Genomic DNA, 19,791 nt, shown 5'->3' on the forward strand with positions numbered 1-19,791 from the left:
GCGATGATGACGGCTCTGATCGTTTCACAAGGCATTTCCTGGGTGATCATCGCACTGCTGGTGGTGGCGCTGCTGGCCCTGGCCCGCCAGGTGGGCGTGCTGCACATGCGCGTGGCCCCGGCCGGCGCGCTGACCACGGCGGGCGGCCCGGCGGTGGGTGCGGCCAGCCAGGCCGTGGCCAGCCACACGCTCGATGGCGCGGCGATCAGCGTGGGCGGCGCGGCCCCGGGCACGCCGCTGCGCCTGCTGATGTTCGTTTCGGCCTCTTGCCCGCTGTGCAAGAACCTGATCCCCATGGCCAAGTCCTTCGCCCGCGACGAGCGCGTGGCGCTGACCTTCGTGGGCGACGATACGGTGGACGCTCAGCGCGAGATGATCGCCCGCCATGGCCTGGAAGCCTATCCCTTCGTCAATGGGCCGGAAGTGGGCCAGGCCTTTGCCGTGGGCAAGCTGCCCTTTGCCGTGCTGCTCGATGACCAGGGCGTGGTCCTGTCCAAGGGGCTGGTCAACAGCCGCGAGCACCTCGAAAGCCTGGTGATTGCCCACGAAATGGGGGTTCACTCGGTGCAGGACTATGTCGCCCGCATGCATGGCGCGGTGGCCTGACGCAAACGCTACGAGAAGAGTTCTAGGGGCAACGATCATGATCCATTTCGATGCTGACAGCCTGGGCGAAAAGGTCTTGCGGCGCTTTGCCGGCGGCACGTCGCGCCGGGGCATTCTGGCCCGGCTCGGCACCGCACTGGTAGCCGCGCCGCTATTCCCCGTGCTGCCGGTCAGCCGCGCCAATGCCGCGCCGGCCAAGCCCGATCGCGGGCCAGAGGCGAAGACCACCTTTGCCCGTGGCGCGCAGGTAACTGACAATACCAAGTGCGATTACTGGCGCTATTGCGCGATCGACGGCGCGCTGTGCACCTGCTGCGGCGGCGGGGTACACACCTGCCCGGCCGGGGCCGAACCCTCGCCGGTGTCGTGGGTGGGCACCTGCGTCAATCCCGAAGACGGCAAGTCGTACCTGATCGCCTATCGCGATTGCTGCGGTAAATCCTATTGCAACAAGTGCAATTGCGACAATGCCGACCGCGAAACGCAGATCTATGTGCCGCAGCTCAACAACGATATCATCTGGTGCTTCGGTACGCAGAGCATGGAATACCACTGCTCCACCGCCGTGCTGGTCGGCGCGGCCTGAGCGCAGCGGCCATGAAGATCGCGCGTCTTTCCCTGCTGGCGGCCACGGCATTGCTCAGCGCCAGCCTCGCCACGCGGCTGAGCGCCGCGCACGATGCCGCGCCCGCCCCCGCTCTAGCGCAACCGGTGATGGAAGATCCCAACCAGGCGCGGGTGGATTATATCGAGAATTGCGGCGGCTGCCACGGCGTGAACGGCAGCACGGTGCCGGCGCAACTGCCCGAACTGCTGGGCCGCGTCGGCTGGTTCATGTGCACGCCCGATAGCCGTGCCTATCTGCTGCGCCTGCCCAACGTCGCGCACAGCCGCATCCGCGACAATGCCGAGCTGGCCGATCTGATGAACTATGTGGTCTTCGTGCTGGGCGGGCATAGCGTGCCGGCCGGCACCCGTCCGTTTACCGCCGATGAAGTGGGCCGCGAGCGCCAGCATGCGCTGTCCAACGCCTCGCTCACCGCAGAGCGGCTGCGCCATGCCACGACTGCGGTAAAGCAGTGCCATGCCCCGCAGGATATCAAGCTGCTCTATCCTGGCTACAATCCCGCGACGGCGCACTGACTCGCGCCGATCGGCGCAGGGCCGATGCCCGTCAGCGACGCAGGCGGCTGTCGTAGACCAGCTTGCCACCCACGAACGTCATATCCACCTTGCCCTTGAGCAGGGCTTCGGGTGGCGCGGTCAGCGGATCGAACGGCAGCACGATCATGTCGGCCAGCTTGCCGGGTTCCAGCGTGCCCTTCTGACTTTCTTCCCAAGACAGATAGGCGCCATTGGCGGTGTACATGCGAATCGCCTCGGCACGTGAAACGGCTTCTTCCGCGCCGTGCACCACGCCGCTGGGCCCCTTGCGGGTGATCGCGGCATAGAGGCCGACGAGCGGCCCCACCGGCAGGTTGTCGCTACCAAAGGCCATGAACAGGCCGAATTTCTTTACCGGCGTGGCCACCGCATTGTTATGCGCCAGACGCCAATCGTCCAGCACCTGGGTGTAGCGGTCTTCCAGGTTGTAGAGAAAATTGGGCTGCTGGGCGATCATCACCTTGTCGCGCGCCATAGTCTGCATCGTGGCATCGGGCGGCATGATCGTAAAATGATCGGTGAACCAGCGGTGGTCAGCCGGCATCTTGCCCTGCGCCGCCAGGCGTTTGAGCGCCATGTCATAGGCATTGACGGTCTGCACGATGGCCGCGTCGCCAATGCAGTGGAGGCCCATCTGCCAGCCGGCCGCGGCCGCGGTATCGACCATCTCCTGAAGCTGCGCGTCGGTGAAGCGGCCCTTGCCGCGAAAGCCAGGCTGCCCCTTGTAATCGGCCAGCAGCCACGCGGTGGGGCCGGTAAAGCCGCCGTCCACCGCGTTCTCGCCAATCGCGCCCAGGCGCACATGATTGTCACCATAACCGGTGTGATGCGGGAAGGCCTTGAGCCGCGCGGCGCCGGGATAGCTGATGTACATGGTCACGCGCGGCAGGCGGTCACCCATTTCCGCATAGAGTTCGCGCGCGCGGCGAAAGGTCATTCCCGCGCCCAGCAGGTCCAGCCCCTGCTCGCCGGGCGCCGGGCCGCCCGCACCATAGGGCTCGTCGTCGATCGATCCGCTGGCATCGTGGAAACTGGTTATGCCCAGCGCCAGGATGGAGCGGAGCCAGGTGACCGTTGCCGGCTTCATCACGTCCCAGCCGGGCTGGGGGATCAGGCGCAGCACCGCGCCATAGCTTTCGCGGATGATACCGTTGGGCTCGCCACTGGCATCATGCTCGATCAGCCCACCGGCGGGATCGGGCGTGTTGCGGTCGATCCCTGCCAGCTTCAGCGCCAGGCTGTTGGCCACGGCCGAATGCGATCCGGCGCGCACCAGCAGCACGGGATTGTCAGGCACGGCCGCATCGAGATCGGCACGGGTTATGTTGCGCTTTTCCGCCAGGTTGGCTTCCTGCCAGCCATAGCCGGTGATCCATTGCCCTGGCCCCAGCGCGCGGGCCTTGTCGCGCAGCATGGCCTGCACCTGTGCCATGCTGGTGGCGCTGGCCACGGCAATGTCGCTGGGCTTGATCGGCGCGGGATGCAGATGCGTATCGATGAAGCCGGGCATCAGGGTGCGGCCTTTGAGATCGACCACATCGCGCGCCGCAAAGCGCTTGAGCAGCCCTTCCCCGCCCACCGCAACAATACGATCGCCGCGCACCACCACAGCCGACGCCACGGCAAAACGCTTGTCCACCGTCAGCACCTGGCCATTGTGCAGGATCAGGTCTGCCATCTGGCGCGCCTGCGCCCCACTGGCGCCGCACAGCACCAGTGCCAATCCCGCCACGCCTGCCTGCCAAGCCTTGCGCATTGCCTTGCCCCCCGGTTCGCCTGAAAGAGGCTAGCAAATTGTGATCTCAGTGCAACGGGCTTTGCGTCGGCGCATCGGGTGCCTAAGATCGCTGGATGACCGCGCCTCCGCTGAACCCGCTCTATGCCACCATGCCCACCACGATTTTCGAGGCGATGTCGGCCCTCGCGCGGGAGCATGGCGCGATCAACCTCGGCCAGGGCTTTCCCGATGGCCCGCCGCCGCTCGCCCTGGCGCAAGCCGCCGCGCGGGCCATGGCGGAACGATCGCAGCAATATCCCCCGATGGCCGGCGTGCCCGAACTGCGCGATGCGGTCGCCGCGTTCTATGCCCGGCGGCAGGGCCTGGCCCTGGGCCGCGAGCATGCCATCGTTACGTCGGGCGCGACGGAGGCGGTGGCAGCGGCGATCCTTGCCACTGTCCGCGCCGGAGACCAGGTGCTCGTGCTGGCGCCGGCCTATGACGCCTATGCCCCGCTGGTGCGCCGCGCTGGCGGGGTGCCGGTGTTCGTGGGCCTGGCGCCGCCCGATTGGGCCATGCCGATCGATGCGCTGCGCGCCGCGATCACGCCGCGCACCCGCGCGCTGATCCTCAACGATCCGCTCAATCCCACCGGTACGGTGACCAGCGCGGCAGAGCGGACGGCGCTGGCGCAGCTCTGCGTTTCCGCCAACCTGATCGCCATCTGTGACGAGGTGTGGGAGGTGGTGCGGTTCGATGGCCTGCGCCATGCCTCGCTGATGGCAGAGCCGGGCATGGCCGCGCGCACGATCAAGGTGGGATCGGCCGGCAAGATCTTTGGCGCCACGGGGTGGAAGGTGGGCTGGCTCGTGGCCGATCCGGCACTGGCCACGGTGGTTGCGCGCGCGCACCAGTTCCTGACGTTTACCACGCCGCCGATGCTGCAATGGGCCGTGGCAGAAGGGCTGACCGATGATGCGCTGATCGATGCCCAGGTGGCCGATTGGGCGGCATCGCGCCAGGCGCTGCTGGAAGCGCTGGCCCACCATGGCTTTGCCACCCTGCCCGGCAGCGCCACCTGGTTTTCGTGCATCGATCTGGCGCAGAGCGGCGTGCCCCTGGATGATCGCACCTTCGCCACGCGCGCCGTCGCCGAAGCGGGCGTGGCAACCATTCCGCTTTCCGCGCTGTGGGAAGGCCCGCCCGCGCCGCGCCATATCGTGCGGCTGTGCCACTGCAAGCCGCCGCCCATGCTGCGCGCCGCCGTGGGAAAGCTCGCCGCGTGGCGCGATGGTTTGTGACAGGTTGAACCGCTCGTCCCGCCTGTCAAACCATCCGCAAAATTCCCTCTTGCGCGACTCGAAAGACAGGCGCAGCATCCCTTTATCGACAGGAAAACGTGCCGCCGATCAGCTGGTACAAGCCGATGATTTACGGCGCTATTTTCTTGAAGTGCAAGCCTTTTGCCAAACGGAACACCGGCCATGTCCGCTCGTGCCTTCACGGCATGGTGAGCGGGTGTGACGGCGCCCGCGAGGGGGCTTGCGGCAATGGTTTTGTGCGCAGCAATTCCGCCTTGGCTGGTGTCTGGACACGCGGCCTGGAACTGTTTCGCAACCACCATATGCCTGTCCTTTGCCCCGGCGGGGTCCGTCCCGTGCGTTCATGATCGGCGCGCGTGGGAGCGGTGCTTCGAGGCAAAGGCCACGCCCGTGATGCCGCCCGCAAGCGGCGTTGCGCAGCAGGTCGGGCCTCGCTCTTCCCCGAGCGGGCGATACGGACCACGCACGGGAGCTTTGGCGCCGCCTGGCCTTGCCAGATGCCGCCGACGGCCCAGGGGCTTCGTGCCCTGAACGGCCCCCGCCCGCAGCCCGTTGGCTCTGGCCGAACACAACGCCGAATCAATCGGCCACAGGCGCATTGGGGGCCGGCAGCGATGCCGGCCCCCGTTTTATCTGGCTTGCCGTTTCCTTGGACAGCGGCGCCGCCATGCCCTACCGCGCGGCCATGGCCGAAAAGTTCGAACGTCATCGCCAGCCCTGGACTCCTGCTGAACTCCAGAAGCTTCACACCCTCGCCAAAAAGGGCATGGGCCTCAAATCCATTGCCAAGGCGCTCACCCGCACCGAGGAATCGGTCAAGGACCGGGCCAAGGCCGATGGCCTGAGCATTGCCAAGCTGCGTTGACAAGCTTGGGTTCAGGCAGTCCAATCAATACGGTGGGCCGTCGCAACCGCACCCTGTTTGCAAGGAAACCGTTCATGAATGCACGTGCTGCCAGCGTTATTCTGGGTCTTGGTGCCATGCTGATCGGCATGAGCCAGACGCCCGCTTTGGCCGAGGCTGATCCCGGCAAGAAGGCCTGCGTGCAGGAAGCGCGGCGGCTGTGCCCGGCCGAGATGAAATCGTTGAGCCGCAAGAAGGTGGAAGCCTGCATGATCGCCAAGATCAATGAGACTTCCCCCGTGTGCCACGCCGCGATGCTGCGCATCCGCGCAGAACGCCAGGCGGCCGCTAAGCGCTGATTCCGGCGTTGCCGTAGAGCGCGCTGTTCTCCGCCCTGATCCGCACCGTCAGCATGGCGGCGTTGAGCACGGTAAACAGCAGCGCCACCCACACCAGGCCAAACGTTAACGGCAACACCGCGATTTCGGCGGTCACCACCATATAGTTGGGGTGGCGCACGAAACGGAACGGCCCACGCTTTACCAGCGGTGCGTCACGCGTGACGATAATGCGCGTGGTCCAGCGCGGGCCCAGCGTGGCCAGCACCCACACCCGCATCAGCTGCAGCACGGCAAATACCGCCAGCAGCGGCAGAAAGATCGGGCGGTCACCCACCGTGAACCACAAGACCGCCAGCCATGCGGTGTGCATGGCAACCATCACCGGATAGTGATTGGCGCCCACTTCGCGCGCCCCGGCCGCCATCAGCCGCGCGGTGTTGCGCCGCGCGATCACCAGCTCGCTCAGGCGTTGCAGCGTGACAAAGGCCATGATGGCATAGGCCGCGTTCATGCCGCACACCGCAGCGTGAGCGACGACGCGGTAAACCCCGGCCCCAGCGCGCTCATCACGCAAAGCGGCGGCAGCCCCTCTTGCCGATAGCGATCCAGCACGAACAGCACCGTTGGTGCAGACATATTGCCGTGATCCCGCAAAACCTCGCGCTCCTTGACCAGTGCGCCCTGGTTCAGAGCAAGGGCGCTTTCCAATGCATCGACCACCTTGGCTCCACCGGGATGGCAGATGAAGCGGTCAACGTCCTCGATCCGCAAGCCTTGCGGGGCAAGCATCTCCTCCATCGCCTGGCGCATTTCCTGCCGGGCAAAGGCGGGAATGGCCCGATTGAGCACGACGCCCAGGCCGGTTGGCTCTGCCTGCCAGCCCATGATGTCGAGCGTATCGGGCCAGGTCTTTTCGGCGCTGGCGGTAATCTGCGCAAAGCCGCCCTCGCCGCTGCGCAGCACGCAGGCCGCCGCGCCATCGCCGAACAGCGCGGTCGACACGATATCGGCCTTGTCCGCCCGGTCGGTGCGCAAGGCCATGCTGCACAGTTCCACCGTCACGAACAGCACATGCGATCCCGGCGCGGCGCGGGCCAGCTTGCTGGCCAGGCCCAGCCCGGTGGTGCCCCCGGCGCAGCCCAGGCCGAACACCGGCACGCGCACCACATCGGTGCGGAACGGCACGTGCGCCATGGCCCGCGCCTCAAGGCTGGGCGTGGCGATGCCGGTGGACGATACCGTCACGATCGTATCCACCTGGTCGGCACGCAGATCGGCCTCGGCCAAGGCCCGTTCGGCCGCCGCGACCCACAGATCGAGCGCCACCTCGAGATAGACCGCGCTGCGTTCGGCAAAGCTGCGTTCCTGGCGATACCAGGCCACCGGCCGCGCCAGTTGGCGGGTGTGGACGCCAGCGTTGGTATAGACCGCAGCCAGCCGCTCGAAATCGGCGAAATGCCCGCCAATGAGCGTACGCGCCGTGGCGATCGCCTCTTCCTGGGGCAGGATATTCGGGGGAGTTTGGGTGGCAAGCGAGAGAATTGAAACGGGCAGCATCTACGGTATCGCCTGCAAGACCGGCGAACCGGTGAAAAAGGTGCAGCCCGAAACGATTTTGACGAGAGCGAGTTCCTTGCCTGCGATAGGACAAGGGCGATTTCGCACAGGAGAATCGATGGCTGGACGCATGGTTGGCACGGACGCCCCGAGCCTAGGCGAAAGAGACGGCGCAAGCTATCGCGAATGGATAGGCTTTATCCTGATGTGCCTGGGCATGTTCATGGCCATCCTCGATATTCAGATCGTCGCCACTTCGCTGCCCGCCATCCAGGCGGCGATCGGCATCGCGCCCGATCGCATGGTGTGGGTGCAGACCGCCTATCTCACCGCCGAAATCGTCGCGATCCCGTTGACCGGGTTTCTTACCGCGCGGCTCGGCATGCGCTGGCTGTTCGTGGCAGCGGCCTGCCTGTTCACACTGGCATCGGCAGGGTGCGCGGCCAGTAGCGGCTTTGCCCAGCTGATCGCCTGGCGCGTGGTCCAGGGTTTTGCCGGGGGAACGCTGATCCCGGCGGTGTTCGCCGCCGTGTTCCTGCTGTTTCCGCCGCGCAGCCAGGGCCTTGCCACCACGATCGCCGGCGTGGCGGCGGTGCTGGCGCCCACCATCGGCCCGATCGTGGGCGGGTGGATCACCCAGTCCTATTCCTGGCACTGGCTGTTTCGCGTCAACATCGTGCCCGGCATCGTTGCCAGCCTGGGGGTGTTGCTGTTCCTGCGCGGCAAGCAGACCGGCCGCCAGGCTGGCCGGCCGATAGACGCGCTGGCGCTGGTGCTGCTCGCCGCCGCGCTGGTGGCGCTGCAACTCGGCCTCAAGGACGCGCCGTCGCGCGGCTGGGCAGACCTGCGCGTGGTCGCGCTGCTTTGCGCGTCGGGCATCAGCGCGATCGGCTTTGTCTGGCGCACGGTGACATCCTCTGCCCCGCTGGTGGAACTGCGCTGCTTTGCCGATCGCAACTTCACCATCGGCTGCCTGCTCAGCTTCGTGCTCGGCTTCGGGCTGTTCGGCTCCACCTATCTCATGCCCTTCTTCCTCGGCCTGGTGCGCGAACACGGCCCGCTGCGCATTGGCGAGATCATGCTGGTAACCGGCTGCACCCAGCTGCTGGTCGCGCCGATCGCCGTCTATGCCGAACGCCGGATGGACCCGCGCCTGCTCACCGGTTTCGGCTTCGTGCTGTTCGCCATCGGCCTGCTGCTCAGCACCAGGCAGACTGAGCAGACCGATTTTCAGGCGATGATTCTGCCCCAGATCGTGCGTGGCGCCGCCATCATGTTCTGCCTGCTGCCGCCAACCCGCATGGCATTGGGGCGGCTGCCCGATCGGCTCGTGGCCGATGCCAGTGGGCTGTTCAACATGATGCGCAATCTGGGCGGTGCGGTTGGCCTGGCGTTGATCGACACCACGATCTTCAGCCGCGCCGCCACCGCCGGCAACCACATCGCCGACCAGTTGCGCGCCGGCGACGTAGCCACCGCCGTGCGCATCGGCATTCCGCGCGACGCTTTCCTGGAACAGCGCGGCCAACCGCTCGACGATTTCACCACCGAGATGGTGCGGCCCCTGGTGGAAAAGGCCGCGCTCGTTCCCGCCGTCAATGCCGCGTGGCTGCTATGCGGCGTGCTGGTCGCGCTCGCGGTCCTGGCGCTGTGGTTCGTGCGCCGGGACGCGGCGCTGCGCGACTGACACGGCTGGTCTGGTGAAGAGTGACGTCGCAGGCTAAGGGCGCTGTCGCAGCGGTGCGGCCAGGGCGTGCCAGCCCGCGTGCCCGCATCTCGGCAGACCGTCAGGATTTTGAAGCAGCATGAATTACCGCCATTCCTTCCATGCGGGCAACAGCGCCGATGTCGTCAAGCATGCCCTGCTGATCGCGCTGGTGCGGGCCTTGCAGCAAAAAGACGGCGCGCTGACCCTGATCGACACCCATGCCGGCTGCGGGATTTACGACCTGCGCGGCGATGCGGCCCAGCGCACCGGCGAAGCGACGCAGGGTGTGATGCGGGCCTTTGCCGACCAGAACCCCCTGCTGGACGACTATCGCGCCGCCGTGCAGGCCGTGAACGAGGGCGCCGAGCCACAGCTCTATCCCGGTTCGCCACGGTTTCTGGCGCAGCTACTGCGGCCGCAGGATCTGCTGATCCTGAACGAAAAACACCCCGACGATGCCTATGCCCTGCGCGGCGCAATGCGCGATACGCCCGCCGCCGTGCATCAGCGTGATGCCTATGAGCTATGGCTGGCGATGGTGCCGCCACGCACGGCGCGTGGGCTGGTGGTGGTCGATCCGCCCTATGAACAGACCGACGAACGCGCGCGGATCGTCACGACGCTTGCCGCAGCCCATCGCAAATGGGCCCATGGCGTGACGGTGATCTGGTACCCGCTCAAGGACCGCGCCGCGCATGTCCGGTGGAAAGAACAGCTGCGCAAGCTGCGCATCCCGAAACTGCTGACCATCGAACATTGGCTCTATGATGCCGACCAGCCGGGCATCTACAACGGCGCCGGGCTGTTCATCGTCAACCCGCCCTACGCCTTTACCCAGGCACTGCCGCCCATGCTCGAAGCGCTGCGCGCCGCGCTGGCGCCAGAGGGGCACCGGGGCGAGCTTGCCACCGCCTGGCTGGGCGCGTGATCGGGCGGCCTGCGGCGTAGCCCCTCCCCGCACGGCGGCGAGGGGCTTGGCGCTCATCGCTTGAGCAACGGCGCCAGATAGTGGCCGGTGAAGCTCGCCTTGTTCTTGGCGACCTGTTCCGGCGTGCCCACGGCCACCACTTCGCCGCCGCGCACGCCGCCTTCGGGGCCCATGTCGATGATCCAGTCGGCGGTCTTGATCACATCCAGATTGTGTTCGATCACCACCACGCTGTTGCCCTGCTCCACCAGGCGGTGGAGCACTTCCAGCAGCTTGCGCACGTCTTCGAAGTGCAGGCCCGTGGTGGGCTCATCGAGGATGTAGAGCGTCTTGCCGGTGGAGCGGCGGGCCAGTTCCTTGGCCAGCTTCACGCGCTGCGCTTCGCCGCCCGATAGCGTGGTGGCCTGCTGCCCCACCTTGACATAGCCCAGGCCCACTTCGCCCAGCATAGCCATGCGATCGCGAATCGGGGGCACGGCCTTGAAGAACTCCACCGCGTCTTCGATCGTCATGTCGAGCACGTCGGCGATCGAGTGGCCCTTGAACTTCACCTCCAGCGTCTCGCGGTTGTAGCGCTTGCCGCCGCATTCCTCGCACGTCACGTAAACGTCGGGCAGGAAGTGCATCTCGATCTTGATCAGGCCATCGCCCTGGCACGCCTCGCAGCGTCCGCCCTTGACGTTGAAGCTGAACCGCCCGGCCTTGTAGCCGCGCGCCTGCGCTTCGGGCAGGCCGGCAAACCAGTCACGGATCAGGGTGAACGAACCGGTATAGGTCGCCGGGTTGGAACGCGGGGTGCGGCCGATCGGCGACTGGTCGATCTCGATCACCTTGTCGCAATGTTCCAGGCCCTTGATGGCGTCATGCGCGCCGGCCACCACGCGCGCGCCATTGAGTACGCGCGAGGCGCCCGCTTGCAGCGTATCGATGGTCAGGCTGGACTTGCCCGAGCCCGACACGCCGGTGACGCAGCAGAACGTGCCGAGCGGAATCTTGGCCGTCACGTTCTTGAGATTGTTGGCCCGCGCGCCTTCCACCACCAGGGACAGGCCATTGCCCTTGCGGCGCTTCTTGGGCACCTCGATCCGGCGTGCGCCGGTCAGGTATTGCCCGGTCAGGCTGTCGGGATTGGCGAGGATATCGTCGAGCGTGCCCTGGGCAACGATCTCGCCGCCGTGGACACCCGCGCCGGGCCCGAGATCGACGACATAGTCCGCCGCGCGGATCGCGTCCTCGTCATGCTCCACCACGATCACCGTGTTGCCCAGGTCGCGCAGCCGCTTCAAGGTTTCGAGCAGGCGGTCGTTGTCGCGCTGGTGCAGGCCGATCGAGGGTTCGTCGAGCACGTAGAGCACACCCGACAGGCCCGAACCAATCTGGCTGGCCAGGCGAATACGCTGCGATTCCCCGCCCGACAGCGTGCCCGAGGTGCGATCGAGGTTGAGGTAATCGAGCCCGACATTGTTGAGGAAGCCGAGGCGTTCGTTGATTTCCTTGAGGATCGCCTTGGCAATCTGGCTCTGCTGGCTGGTCAGCTTGCCATCGAGCGTGGCGAACCATTCCAGTGCATCGCTGACCGACAGGCGCGTGCTGGCGGAAATGTCGTTGCCCGCTACCTTCACGCTCAACGCCTCGGGCTTCAACCGCGCGCCGTTGCAGGTTTCGCAGGGTTGCGCGGTCTGGAACTTGCCCAGTTCCTCGCGCATCCAGGCGCTTTCGGTTTGCAACATGCGGCGATTGAGATTGCCGATCACGCCTTCGAACGCCTTGGAAACGGTGTAGCTCTTCTTGCCGTCGATGAAGGTCAGCGGCACGGCCTTGCCCGCCGTGCCATGCAGGATCACGATCTTCACCTCGCCGGGCAGCTTGTCCCACGGGGTATCGAGGTTGAAGCCGAAATGATCAGCCAGGCTGGCCAGCACCTGCATGTAATAGGGGCTGGGCGGGTTGGACTTGGCCCAGGGCACGATCGCGCCCTGCTTGAGGCTCAAATGCTCGTTGGGCACCACCAGTTGCGGGTCGAACAGCAGCTTTTCGCCCAGCCCGTCGCAGGCCGGGCACGCCCCCTGCGGCGCGTTGAACGAGAACAGCCGAGGTTCGAGCGCATCGAGCGTGAAGCCCGAGACCGGGCAGGCAAACTTTTCCGACAGGACAATGCGGTTGTCGGGCAAGCCGGCGCCCTTGAGCTGGCCTTTAGCTGTGCCCTTCTTGGCCTTTTCCGGCGCCGCCTCGCCATTCAATTCAGCCACGGTCGTATCGGCCAGGTCGATGAAGACCAGCCCGTCAGCCAGCTTGAGCGCCTGCTCGAAACTGTCGGCCAGGCGTGTCTGGATGCCGTCCTTCACCGCGATGCGATCGACCACCACCTCGATATCGTGCTTGTACTTCTTGTCGAGCGCGGGGGCGTCTTCGATCGCGTAAAGCTCACCATCGATGCGCACGCGGGTATAGCCCGCCTTCTGCCACTCGGCGAGTTCCTTGCGGTATTCGCCCTTGCGGCCGCGCACCACCGGCGCCAGCAGATAGGCGCGCGTGCCCTCGGGCAGGGCCATCACGCGATCGACCATCTGGCTGACGGTCTGCGCGCTGATCGGCAGGCCGGTGGCCGGCGAATAGGGCACGCCGATCCGCGCCCAGAGCAGGCGCATATAGTCATAGATTTCGGTGACCGTCGCCACGGTGGAGCGGGGGTTGCGGCTGGTGGTCTTCTGCTCGATCGAAATGGCCGGCGAGAGGCCGTCGATGTGCTCCACATCGGGCTTCTGCATCATTTCCAGGAACTGGCGCGCATAGGCCGACAGCGATTCGACATAGCGCCGCTGCCCTTCGGCATAGATCGTGTCGAACGCCAGGCTGGACTTGCCCGAACCGGACAGGCCGGTGATCACCACCAGGCTGTCACGCGGCAGATCGACATCGATCCCCTTCAGGTTGTGCTCGCGCGCGCCGCGCACGGAAAGGGTGGTCAGCGCGGAGCGAGCGGCACCGGGCGCACGTGTGGGGGCGGTCGACATGAAGGGCAATGTTCCAGATTTGTTCGATTCACGCAAGCCTGTCGCAGCGCAGCAAGAACTGCGCAAGATGGCTCGGTGGGCAAGGGCGATTGACCCCTGATGTGGGGAGCCGATCAGCCGATCGCAAGCGCGCGGGTGCGCCCATCGCCCACCCAGCGTGCCTTGACGCCCCAGACCCCGGCTAGCACGCCTTCGGCCAGCGCCAGGTGCGGCGCGCCATTGGCGGCCACGGTGCCACGGTCGAGCACGATGACGTGATCGGCATGGTTCATCGCCAGGGCCAGATCGTGCAGCACGACCACCACGCCCACGCCTTGCCCCGCCAGACGGCGAAAATGGGCGAGCAGCGCCTGCTGGTGCGCCAGGTCGAGCGCAGCCAGCGGCTCGTCCGCCAGAATCCAGCGCGGCTGCCCGGCCAGGACCCGCGCCAGCAGCGCGCGTGCCCGCTCCCCGCCCGACAGCGTGCCCACCTCGCGCCCGGCAAGGCCGGTAAGGTCAAGCGCCTGCAAGGCTGCCATGGTTGCGGCCGCGTCGATCCGCAGCGGTGTGCGGTGCGGCAGGCGGCCGAGCCGCACCAGCGTTTCCACCGTCACGTTCCACGCCACCTCGCCCGCTTGCGGCAGATAGCCGATGGCAATGGCGCGTTCGCGCGCCGTCAGTTCGGCCAGGCGATGCTGCCCCAAAGACACGTGCCCGCCATCGGGCTCTTCCAGGCCAGCAAGCGCCGAAAGCAGCGTGGACTTGCCTGCTCCGTTCGGCCCGCAAATCGCGGTCAGGCGTCCTGGCGACAGCCCCACGCGCACATCGCGCAGGCGGCCCACCATGGTGACGGCATCGGTAACAAGATCCATGGCCCCGGTGCCTCTCAAGCCAGGCCGCGCCGCAGGCGCAGCAGAAGATGCAGGAAGAACGGCGCGCCCAGCAGGCTGAGCGCGATGCCCAGGCGCAGCTCACCCCCCGCCAGCGGCAGGCAGCGGCACAGCGTATCGGCGAGCAGCAGCAACAGCGCCCCCGCCAACGCGCTGGGCAGCAGCAGGCTGGATGGGCGGCGATCGGTGAACGGGCGCACGATATGCGGCACCATCAGCCCGACAAAGCCGATGACCCCGGCCGCCGAAACCCCGGCCCCCACCACCAGGCCCACGCCTACCACCATCAATCCGCGCAAGGCCGCCGGATCGAGGCCCATCGAGCGGGCCGCCAGCTCGCCCAGGGTCAAGGCATCGAGCGCCGGCCCGGCACGCCACAGCAGCACCAGCCCCAGCGCGGTGAGCGGCGCGGCCAGCGCCACATCGTGCCAGCTGCGATCGGTCAGCGCGCCCATCAGCCAGGTGACAATCTCGGTCAGGGCAAAGGGATTGGGCGCCAGGCTGATCGCCAGGCTGGTCAATGCGCCAGCCAGGCTGGACAGCATCATGCCGGCCAGCGTGAACAGCGCCACGCCCCCGGCCAGGCCCGTGCGCGGTCCCGACGCGATCAGTGCCAGCAGCACCATGCCCCCAGCGGCGCCCGCCAGGGCCATCGCCGGCAGCGCGAAAGGCTGCACCGCAAAGCCGGTAAACAGCGACAGCACCGCACCTAGCGCGGCGAGCGGCGCCACCCCGAACAGGCCGGGATCGGCCAGGGGATTGCGCAGATAGCCCTGCATCGCCGCACCCGCCGCGCCCAGTCCGGCCCCGACGATCACCGCCAGCACCGCGCGCGGCAGGCGCAGTTGCGCCAGGATCACCGTGGCATTGGCACCGGCCGGATCGAACGGATTGATCCACACCTGCCCGGCCAGCAGGCACAGCGGAAACAGCACGAGCAGCAAGCCACCCAGCACCAGGGGCAAGGCAGCACGGTTCATGGCATCGCTTCCAGCTCTTGGCGCACCGCCACCATGCGGTTCAGGAACCGGGGAATGGTTGGGCCGCCGCAATAGATCAGGTTGGGGGAAATCGGCACGCGCGCGGTGTGGCGCAGCGCCGCCAGCGCGGGATGGAACAGCAGGCGGTCTTCCTGCGGCGCGGCCTGATCGGCCAGGGTGCCGCGCGGGGTGCCCACGGCCATGATCACGCGCGGCGGATCGGCCAGCATGCGCTCCAGCGACAGGCGTTCGGATTGGCCCAGGCCGCGTTGCGCACTGAAATTGGCAAAGCCGGCACGCATCATCAGGTCTGATGCCAGGGTATTCTGGCCCGGCACCAGGCCGCCCGGTTCCCACAGCACGGCCGTGATCGGCGCCGTGCCCGGCGGCGGCGCCGCGGCGGCGACTGCGCGGTCGATCCGCGCGATCAGCGCGGCGCCGCGCGCCGGCTGCCCGGCCCAGCCGGCCAGGCTGCGCACCTGGGCGCGCGCGGCATCGAGCGATTCGGCAATGCCCACCGTTTCCACGCGCAGGCCCAGCCCGCGCAACGCCGCCAGCGTGGCCGGATCGGCATAAGTGCTGGTCACCACCAGATCGGGATGCAGCGCCAGCACGCTTTCTACCGCGCCATCGGTGGTGGCAAAGCGCATGGCCTGCGCCACGTCCATCGAGGTTTGTGCCGGATCGCGGCTGTAGGAAGACAGCGCCAGGATCTGCGCGGGATCGGCCACTTCTGCCAGGATCGCATCGCTGCAAGGGTTGAGCGACACGATCCGGGGCAGACGATCGGTGGCCTGCGGATCGGCGGGAGCCACCTGCGCGCACCCGCCCAGCATCAGCGCCAGCACCACGGCACCGCGCCCCATGCGCCGGCAGAGCAAGGCAAAGTCAGGCACGATGCGGCCGCTCACGGCAAAGCCATTCCTCCAACCGGCGCAACGCCATCAGTACCGCAGGCGAACGCCACCGAACACGGAACGACCCAGCGCGCCATAGCCCGCTGCCGTCACCAGCGGCCGATCGAACACGTTTTCCACCCGGCCGAAAAGTTCGGCCTGATGAAGGATCGGCAAACTGGCGCGCACGGTGGTGACGCTACCGCCCGCCAACTTGATCGAATTGGCCGCGTTGTCAAAACTTTCCGACTGGAAGCGCAGGTCTGCGGCCAGGGCCAGGCCGGCCCAGGGCGTGGTCCAATCGAGCGAGGTGGTCAGCGCGTGGCGCGGGCGGCGCGCCAGGTCGTTGCCGAACGTGGCGGCGCCAGGCGTGCGGTCGGTCGCCTCGGTATAGGCATAGGCGATCGTGCCCTTGACCTGGCTGCTGAGCGCGGCGCCCACATCGAGCTCGACGCCTTGCGCGCGCGCCTTGCCGACGTTGTCATAGACGCCATAGGTATGGCCCTGGCACAGCGCGGTTTGCGCCATGAAGCACGAGACATAGGCGATGAGGTTGCGGGTATCGCGGCGGAACAGCGTGACGCCGGCATGGAAGCCGCCATCCTGGCTGGCATAGACCACGCCCAGGTCATAGCTGCGGCTGCGTTCGGGAGCGAGCGCGGCATTGCCGTAATCGGGCGAGAGCAGCTGATAGAGCGTGGGCGCGCGGAAGCCTTCGCCATAGCTGGCATTGAGGCGCAGCCCGCGCACCACTTCCACCGTGCCGTTGGCCCCCAGGCTGACATTGCTGCCGAACTGGCTCTGTTCGTCATAGCGCACGCCGGCGGCCAGGCTCGCCTTGGCGGTGTACCAGCCGAGCATGGCATGGCCGCTGGTCAGATGCGCGTTCTGGCGCGTGTCATAGGTGCTGTCGAACCGGGTCCATTCGCGATCCGCCCCGAAATCGATCGCGAAATCAGCAGGCAGGCTATAGCGGCCGTTCAATTCCACCCGCTCGCTGCGGCCGTTGTAGCCATATTCGAACGCGTTGTCGGCCCCGCCGGTGTAATAGCGGCGGCGCGTGTCGGACAGGGCATAGCCGGCATCGAGCGTCAGCGGACCGCCGGCATAGTGCAGCCCGGCGCGGCCGAAGAACTGCCGCGTGGTGGTGTATTCCGGGGTATCGGCAAAGACATAATCGGGCGCGGGATAGCCATCGATCTGGGTCTTGCCATCGGCATAGCGGGCATTGGCGACCAGCGACAGCGTTTCGGTGAGGTTGACCCGCGCCTTGCCGCCCACGCGCCACTGGTCATAGCCATCGCGCTCGGTCCCGCTGGCAGCGGCCGAAACTCCATCGGTGGTGGCATAGCCACCATCGATCGAGAAGGCATAGCGGTCGCGCTTCACGCCGGCGACAGCATCGGCATCATAGCTGCGGCGCGAGCCGGCCTCGGCCGAGGCTTCGACGCCGTCGATCTCGCGCGTGGTAACCGCGATCACCCCGCCAATGGCAGAGCTGCCCCAGACCACCGAGTTGGAGCCGCGCAGCACTTCGATCCGCTCGATCCCGCCGCTCGTCAGCGTGCCGAAGTCAAACCCGCCCGATGGCGCCGAGGGATCTTCCACGCGCACGCCATCGACCAGCACCAGGGTGTGCTGCCCTTCCCCGCCGCGCAGGCGCACGGCGGTTTGCGCACCCAGACCCCCGGTGCGCGACCAGGTCAGGCCCGGCACGCGATCGAGCACGCGGGTCAGGTCAACGCCCTGCACCGCCTCGATCGTCTGCAACGGCAACACGGTGATGGCCTGGCCGGTCTGGTCGAGCGACAGGTCGTTGCCGGTGGCCAATACAGTGATCTGCGCGCCATCGCTGGCGGGGGCTTCATCGGCATAGGCAGGGGTGGCCAGCATCACGGCGGTGGCCAGTGCAACAAGCGATGTCTTCACGGTTCTTTTCCTCCCGGCCCATGGACAGTCTTGCCGTCCATGGCGCGAGGGTCCGCCGGGCCCTGGCGGAAGACTCGTCACGCTTGCGCCCGGTACACCCCGCCCGGCCGCGGAACGACCACACACCGGCAGGTTTCCTGGCTCATCCGAAGTCAACGCGACACGCCGGCCTTCCCAGCCCGCCAAGGGGCCAGTGGCGCGCAAGGGCGCGGCGCTCGTCCGGAAACAGTTGCGGGGGCAGCGCCGGCTGGTTCCGGCTTCCCTCTTAGCCCGCGTGGTTGCGGGCACCGGTGGCGTCAGCCCGGGCGGATAGCGACACCTGCACCAAGGGGCAAGCCCGCAGCCATGATTAACCAACCCGTAGCAGCCTGTGCCTTATCGGGACGAGGACGATTCCTGCCGTGCATGGTTGCAGTGCAACGCGTAACGCACCATGGCGCAGACCAAGCCTGCCCTGTTTCACGCCCTATGCCAGACCCGATTCCCTTCACCGGCGCCACGCCCACCCTTCCGCCCGAGGCGCTGATGCCGCCGCCGGGGCCGGAAGAGCGCGTCGCCCTAGCCGGGCAGCGGCAGGCCGATGGCGCGCTGATCGCGGCGCTTACGCTGCCGCCGGTGCGCCCCCGCGATTTTGCCGCACGCATCCGCCGCCGCGACATGACCTCGTGGCGCCACCAGCATCGCGCGCCCTCGCGCCTGGCCGAGCGGGCCGCCGGTATTGCCGCGATCGGCGCGCTAGGCCTGGTGCTCGGCGCGATCGGCTGGGGTTCGCCCGGCAGCGATGCCGCCGCAGCGCAGGATCGCAACGGCGGGCTGCAACCTTTCGAGCGGGCGGGCGAAAGCTTTCCCGGCTCGGCGTTCTACTATGTTTCGGCGCAAGACAGCGGCCTGCTTGCCCCGCAGGACGCCGCCCGTGCCTGGGACCGGCAGGTGGCCGCAATCCGCAGCGATGCCGATGATGGCACCACCACCGCGCCCTGGTCTGCCAATCCAGCAGCGCGGCCACTGTTTGCCACCGGCAGCGGCGAAGACCGCTGGCGCGCGCTGCAATGCCTGACCACCGCGATCTATTACGAAGCCGCGTCCGAACCCGATGCCGGGCAGCGCGCAGTGGCGCAGGTCGTGCTCAACCGCGTGGCGCATCCCGCCTTTCCCAAGACCGTGTGCGGCGTGGTGTTCCAGGGCTCGGAACGCGCCGGTTGCCAGTTCAGCTTTGCCTGCGACGGCGCGATGGCGCGCCGCCCGGTGCAACAGTTCTGGGACCGCGCCCGGCGCGTGGCAGCCGATGCCCTGGCGGGCAACGTGTTTGCCCCGGTGGGCCTGGCGACGCATTACCATACCAGCGCGGTCCATCCGCTATGGTCAGACAAGCTGGCCTTCATCGGCACGATCGGGGCGCATCGCTTCTATCGCTGGGCCGGATCGGCCGGCCAGCCCGCCGCCTTCAACGCCAGCTATCGCGGTGGCGAGCCGCTGGCCGCGCCCCATCCGCGCAGCTGGGTGCCGGCCGCGGCCGACGTGGCCGATCCGGTGACGCTGGAAAAGGCCTTCGAAGACGGCCGCATCAGCGCGCTGGAACACACCGGCGCGCCGGCCCTGGGCGCCACGGTGAGCATCATGGACGGCCCCAGCCAGGCGCCGCAGCGGCCGATCTCGGCCAGCGCCGCACCGCAACTGGCAGCGCCCCTGCCCGGCGCGCCCAATCCGCAGGTTCGCCCCGAAGCGCGGGAAACCTATGAAAACGCCGGAAAATGGATTGCCCAGCCGCATGGCTAAAGGCTGATTGAACCCGGCCAGGCGCTGCATCGGCACGCTTGGCCGCGTCTGCGGGAACATCAATGTCCCGTTTACCGTCTCATCTCACGCCCTGTTAGCGCAACGCCCCGTAGAAGGACGGCAGAGCCGCCAGGAAGTTT

At 67.3% G+C, this 19,791-nt stretch carries 17 protein-coding genes and 1 riboswitch; of the genes, 9 read left to right on the forward strand and 8 right to left on the reverse strand.

What is annotated here, in order from left to right; all coding sequences use genetic code 11:
- Nucleotides 1-3 precede the first annotated feature (3 nt).
- Genes ABIC78_RS04330 through ABIC78_RS04340 form a run of 3 tightly spaced genes read left to right on the forward strand, consistent with a single transcriptional unit; the run spans nt 4 to nt 1,749 of the window.
- On the forward strand, nt 4-606 hold the full coding sequence (locus ABIC78_RS04330; RefSeq protein ID WP_062786331.1) for a thioredoxin domain-containing protein: 603 nt from the start codon (nt 4-6) through the stop codon (nt 604-606).
- Nucleotides 607-643: 37 nt separating this feature from the next.
- Nucleotides 644-1,192 (forward strand): methylamine dehydrogenase light chain, encoded by a 549-nt coding sequence (locus ABIC78_RS04335; RefSeq protein WP_022676185.1) that lies wholly within the window; start codon nt 644-646, stop codon nt 1,190-1,192.
- Between the two features lie 11 nt (nt 1,193-1,203).
- Entirely contained in the window at nt 1,204-1,749 is a 546-nt protein-coding gene (locus tag ABIC78_RS04340) for a hypothetical protein (protein ID WP_054130608.1), read from the forward strand.
- A gap of 31 nt (nt 1,750-1,780) precedes the next feature.
- On the opposite strand, the gene ABIC78_RS04345 is transcribed toward ABIC78_RS04340, so the two are convergent.
- Nucleotides 1,781-3,526 carry an amidohydrolase gene (locus tag ABIC78_RS04345; protein WP_054130609.1) on the reverse strand — a complete coding sequence of 582 codons (1,746 nt, stop codon included), beginning with the start codon at nt 3,524-3,526 and terminating at the stop codon, nt 1,781-1,783.
- Between the two features lie 95 nt (nt 3,527-3,621).
- Here ABIC78_RS04345 and ABIC78_RS04350 point away from each other — a divergent pair, with 95 nt between their 5' ends.
- The 3 genes from ABIC78_RS04350 (at nt 3,622) to ABIC78_RS04360 (ending at nt 6,012) form a co-directional block, all read left to right on the forward strand.
- A complete protein-coding gene (locus ABIC78_RS04350) occupies nt 3,622-4,788 on the forward strand; it encodes an aminotransferase class I/II-fold pyridoxal phosphate-dependent enzyme (protein WP_054130610.1) in 1,167 nt (388 codons plus the stop codon).
- Nucleotides 4,789-5,494: 706 nt separating this feature from the next.
- Nucleotides 5,495-5,674 carry an SANT/Myb-like DNA-binding domain-containing protein gene (locus ABIC78_RS04355; protein ID WP_054130888.1) on the forward strand — a complete coding sequence of 60 codons (180 nt, stop codon included), beginning with the start codon at nt 5,495-5,497 and terminating at the stop codon, nt 5,672-5,674.
- Nucleotides 5,675-5,748: 74 nt separating this feature from the next.
- Nucleotides 5,749-6,012 (forward strand): hypothetical protein, encoded by a 264-nt coding sequence (locus ABIC78_RS04360; protein WP_028657822.1) that lies wholly within the window; start codon nt 5,749-5,751, stop codon nt 6,010-6,012.
- On the opposite strand, the gene ABIC78_RS04365 is transcribed toward ABIC78_RS04360, so the two are convergent.
- Both ABIC78_RS04365 and ABIC78_RS04370 read right to left on the reverse strand, forming a co-directional pair.
- Entirely contained in the window at nt 6,002-6,505 is a 504-nt protein-coding gene (locus tag ABIC78_RS04365; RefSeq protein WP_169041089.1) for an isoprenylcysteine carboxyl methyltransferase family protein, read from the reverse strand. The two genes, ABIC78_RS04360 and ABIC78_RS04365, sit on opposite strands and share 11 nt — an antisense overlap.
- Nucleotides 6,502-7,551 (reverse strand): type III polyketide synthase, encoded by a 1,050-nt coding sequence (locus tag ABIC78_RS04370; RefSeq protein ID WP_169041088.1) that lies wholly within the window; start codon nt 7,549-7,551, stop codon nt 6,502-6,504. Before ABIC78_RS04370 ends, ABIC78_RS04365 begins: the two co-directional genes overlap by 4 nt.
- A 118-nt stretch (nt 7,552-7,669) precedes the next feature.
- Between ABIC78_RS04370 and ABIC78_RS04375 the strand changes: the two genes are divergently transcribed.
- Entirely contained in the window at nt 7,670-9,238 is a 1,569-nt protein-coding gene (locus ABIC78_RS04375; protein ID WP_082349711.1) for a DHA2 family efflux MFS transporter permease subunit, read from the forward strand.
- A 118-nt stretch (nt 9,239-9,356) separates the two neighbouring features.
- The gene (locus ABIC78_RS04380; protein ID WP_169041087.1) at nt 9,357-10,187 is read left to right on the forward strand and encodes a 23S rRNA (adenine(2030)-N(6))-methyltransferase RlmJ; all 831 of its coding nucleotides are present in this window, start codon (nt 9,357-9,359) and stop codon (nt 10,185-10,187) included.
- Nucleotides 10,188-10,240: 53 nt separating this feature from the next.
- On the opposite strand, the gene uvrA is transcribed toward ABIC78_RS04380, so the two are convergent.
- The 5 genes from uvrA to ABIC78_RS04405 all read right to left on the reverse strand — a co-directional run bounded on the left by uvrA (nt 10,241) and on the right by ABIC78_RS04405 (nt 17,875).
- Nucleotides 10,241-13,201, reverse strand: a complete 2,961-nt coding sequence (uvrA, locus tag ABIC78_RS04385; RefSeq protein WP_171794710.1) for an excinuclease ABC subunit UvrA — start codon at nt 13,199-13,201, stop codon at nt 10,241-10,243.
- 113 nt (nt 13,202-13,314) lie between these two features.
- Nucleotides 13,315-14,052: an ABC transporter ATP-binding protein gene (locus ABIC78_RS04390; protein ID WP_054130616.1), complete on the reverse strand. Its 738-nt coding sequence runs from the start codon at nt 14,050-14,052 to the stop codon at nt 13,315-13,317.
- 14 nt (nt 14,053-14,066) lie between these two features.
- Complete coding sequence (locus ABIC78_RS04395) at nt 14,067-15,050, reverse strand: FecCD family ABC transporter permease (RefSeq protein WP_054130617.1); 984 nt, start codon at nt 15,048-15,050, stop codon at nt 14,067-14,069.
- On the reverse strand, nt 15,047-15,961 hold the full coding sequence (locus tag ABIC78_RS04400; RefSeq protein WP_054130618.1) for an ABC transporter substrate-binding protein: 915 nt from the start codon (nt 15,959-15,961) through the stop codon (nt 15,047-15,049). The genes ABIC78_RS04395 and ABIC78_RS04400 overlap by 4 nt, the downstream gene beginning before the upstream one ends.
- A gap of 33 nt (nt 15,962-15,994) precedes the next feature.
- Nucleotides 15,995-17,875 carry a TonB-dependent receptor plug domain-containing protein gene (locus ABIC78_RS04405; RefSeq protein ID WP_231627518.1) on the reverse strand — a complete coding sequence of 627 codons (1,881 nt, stop codon included), beginning with the start codon at nt 17,873-17,875 and terminating at the stop codon, nt 15,995-15,997.
- Nucleotides 17,876-17,998: 123 nt separating this feature from the next.
- Nucleotides 17,999-18,168: riboswitch (cobalamin riboswitch) on the reverse strand.
- A gap of 175 nt (nt 18,169-18,343) precedes the next feature.
- On the opposite strand from ABIC78_RS04405, the gene ABIC78_RS04410 reads away from it, so the two are divergent.
- Complete coding sequence (locus ABIC78_RS04410) at nt 18,344-19,651, forward strand: cell wall hydrolase (protein WP_354488009.1); 1,308 nt, start codon at nt 18,344-18,346, stop codon at nt 19,649-19,651.
- The last annotated feature ends 140 nt before the right edge of the window (nt 19,652-19,791 follow it).

Source organism: Novosphingobium sp. 1529 (assembly GCF_040544855.1).
GTDB lineage: Bacteria > Pseudomonadota > Alphaproteobacteria > Sphingomonadales > Sphingomonadaceae > Novosphingobium > Novosphingobium capsulatum.

Coding starts and splice junctions, on each gene's coding strand:
- ABIC78_RS04330 (WP_062786331.1), top strand. CDS start 4: ATGATGACGGCTCTGATCGTTTCACAAGGCATTTCCTGGGTGATCATC.
- ABIC78_RS04335 (WP_022676185.1), top strand. CDS start 644: ATGATCCATTTCGATGCTGACAGCCTGGGCGAAAAGGTCTTGCGGCGC.
- ABIC78_RS04340 (WP_054130608.1), top strand. CDS start 1,204: ATGAAGATCGCGCGTCTTTCCCTGCTGGCGGCCACGGCATTGCTCAGC.
- ABIC78_RS04345 (WP_054130609.1), bottom strand. CDS start 3,526: ATGCGCAAGGCTTGGCAGGCAGGCGTGGCGGGATTGGCACTGGTGCTG.
- ABIC78_RS04350 (WP_054130610.1), top strand. CDS start 3,622: ATGACCGCGCCTCCGCTGAACCCGCTCTATGCCACCATGCCCACCACG.
- ABIC78_RS04355 (WP_054130888.1), top strand. CDS start 5,495: ATGGCCGAAAAGTTCGAACGTCATCGCCAGCCCTGGACTCCTGCTGAA.
- ABIC78_RS04360 (WP_028657822.1), top strand. CDS start 5,749: ATGAATGCACGTGCTGCCAGCGTTATTCTGGGTCTTGGTGCCATGCTG.
- ABIC78_RS04365 (WP_169041089.1), bottom strand. CDS start 6,505: ATGAACGCGGCCTATGCCATCATGGCCTTTGTCACGCTGCAACGCCTG.
- ABIC78_RS04370 (WP_169041088.1), bottom strand. CDS start 7,551: ATGCTGCCCGTTTCAATTCTCTCGCTTGCCACCCAAACTCCCCCGAAT.
- ABIC78_RS04375 (WP_082349711.1), top strand. CDS start 7,670: ATGGCTGGACGCATGGTTGGCACGGACGCCCCGAGCCTAGGCGAAAGA.
- ABIC78_RS04380 (WP_169041087.1), top strand. CDS start 9,357: ATGAATTACCGCCATTCCTTCCATGCGGGCAACAGCGCCGATGTCGTC.
- uvrA (WP_171794710.1), bottom strand. CDS start 13,201: ATGTCGACCGCCCCCACACGTGCGCCCGGTGCCGCTCGCTCCGCGCTG.
- ABIC78_RS04390 (WP_054130616.1), bottom strand. CDS start 14,052: ATGGATCTTGTTACCGATGCCGTCACCATGGTGGGCCGCCTGCGCGAT.
- ABIC78_RS04395 (WP_054130617.1), bottom strand. CDS start 15,050: ATGAACCGTGCTGCCTTGCCCCTGGTGCTGGGTGGCTTGCTGCTCGTG.
- ABIC78_RS04410 (WP_354488009.1), top strand. CDS start 18,344: ATGCCAGACCCGATTCCCTTCACCGGCGCCACGCCCACCCTTCCGCCC.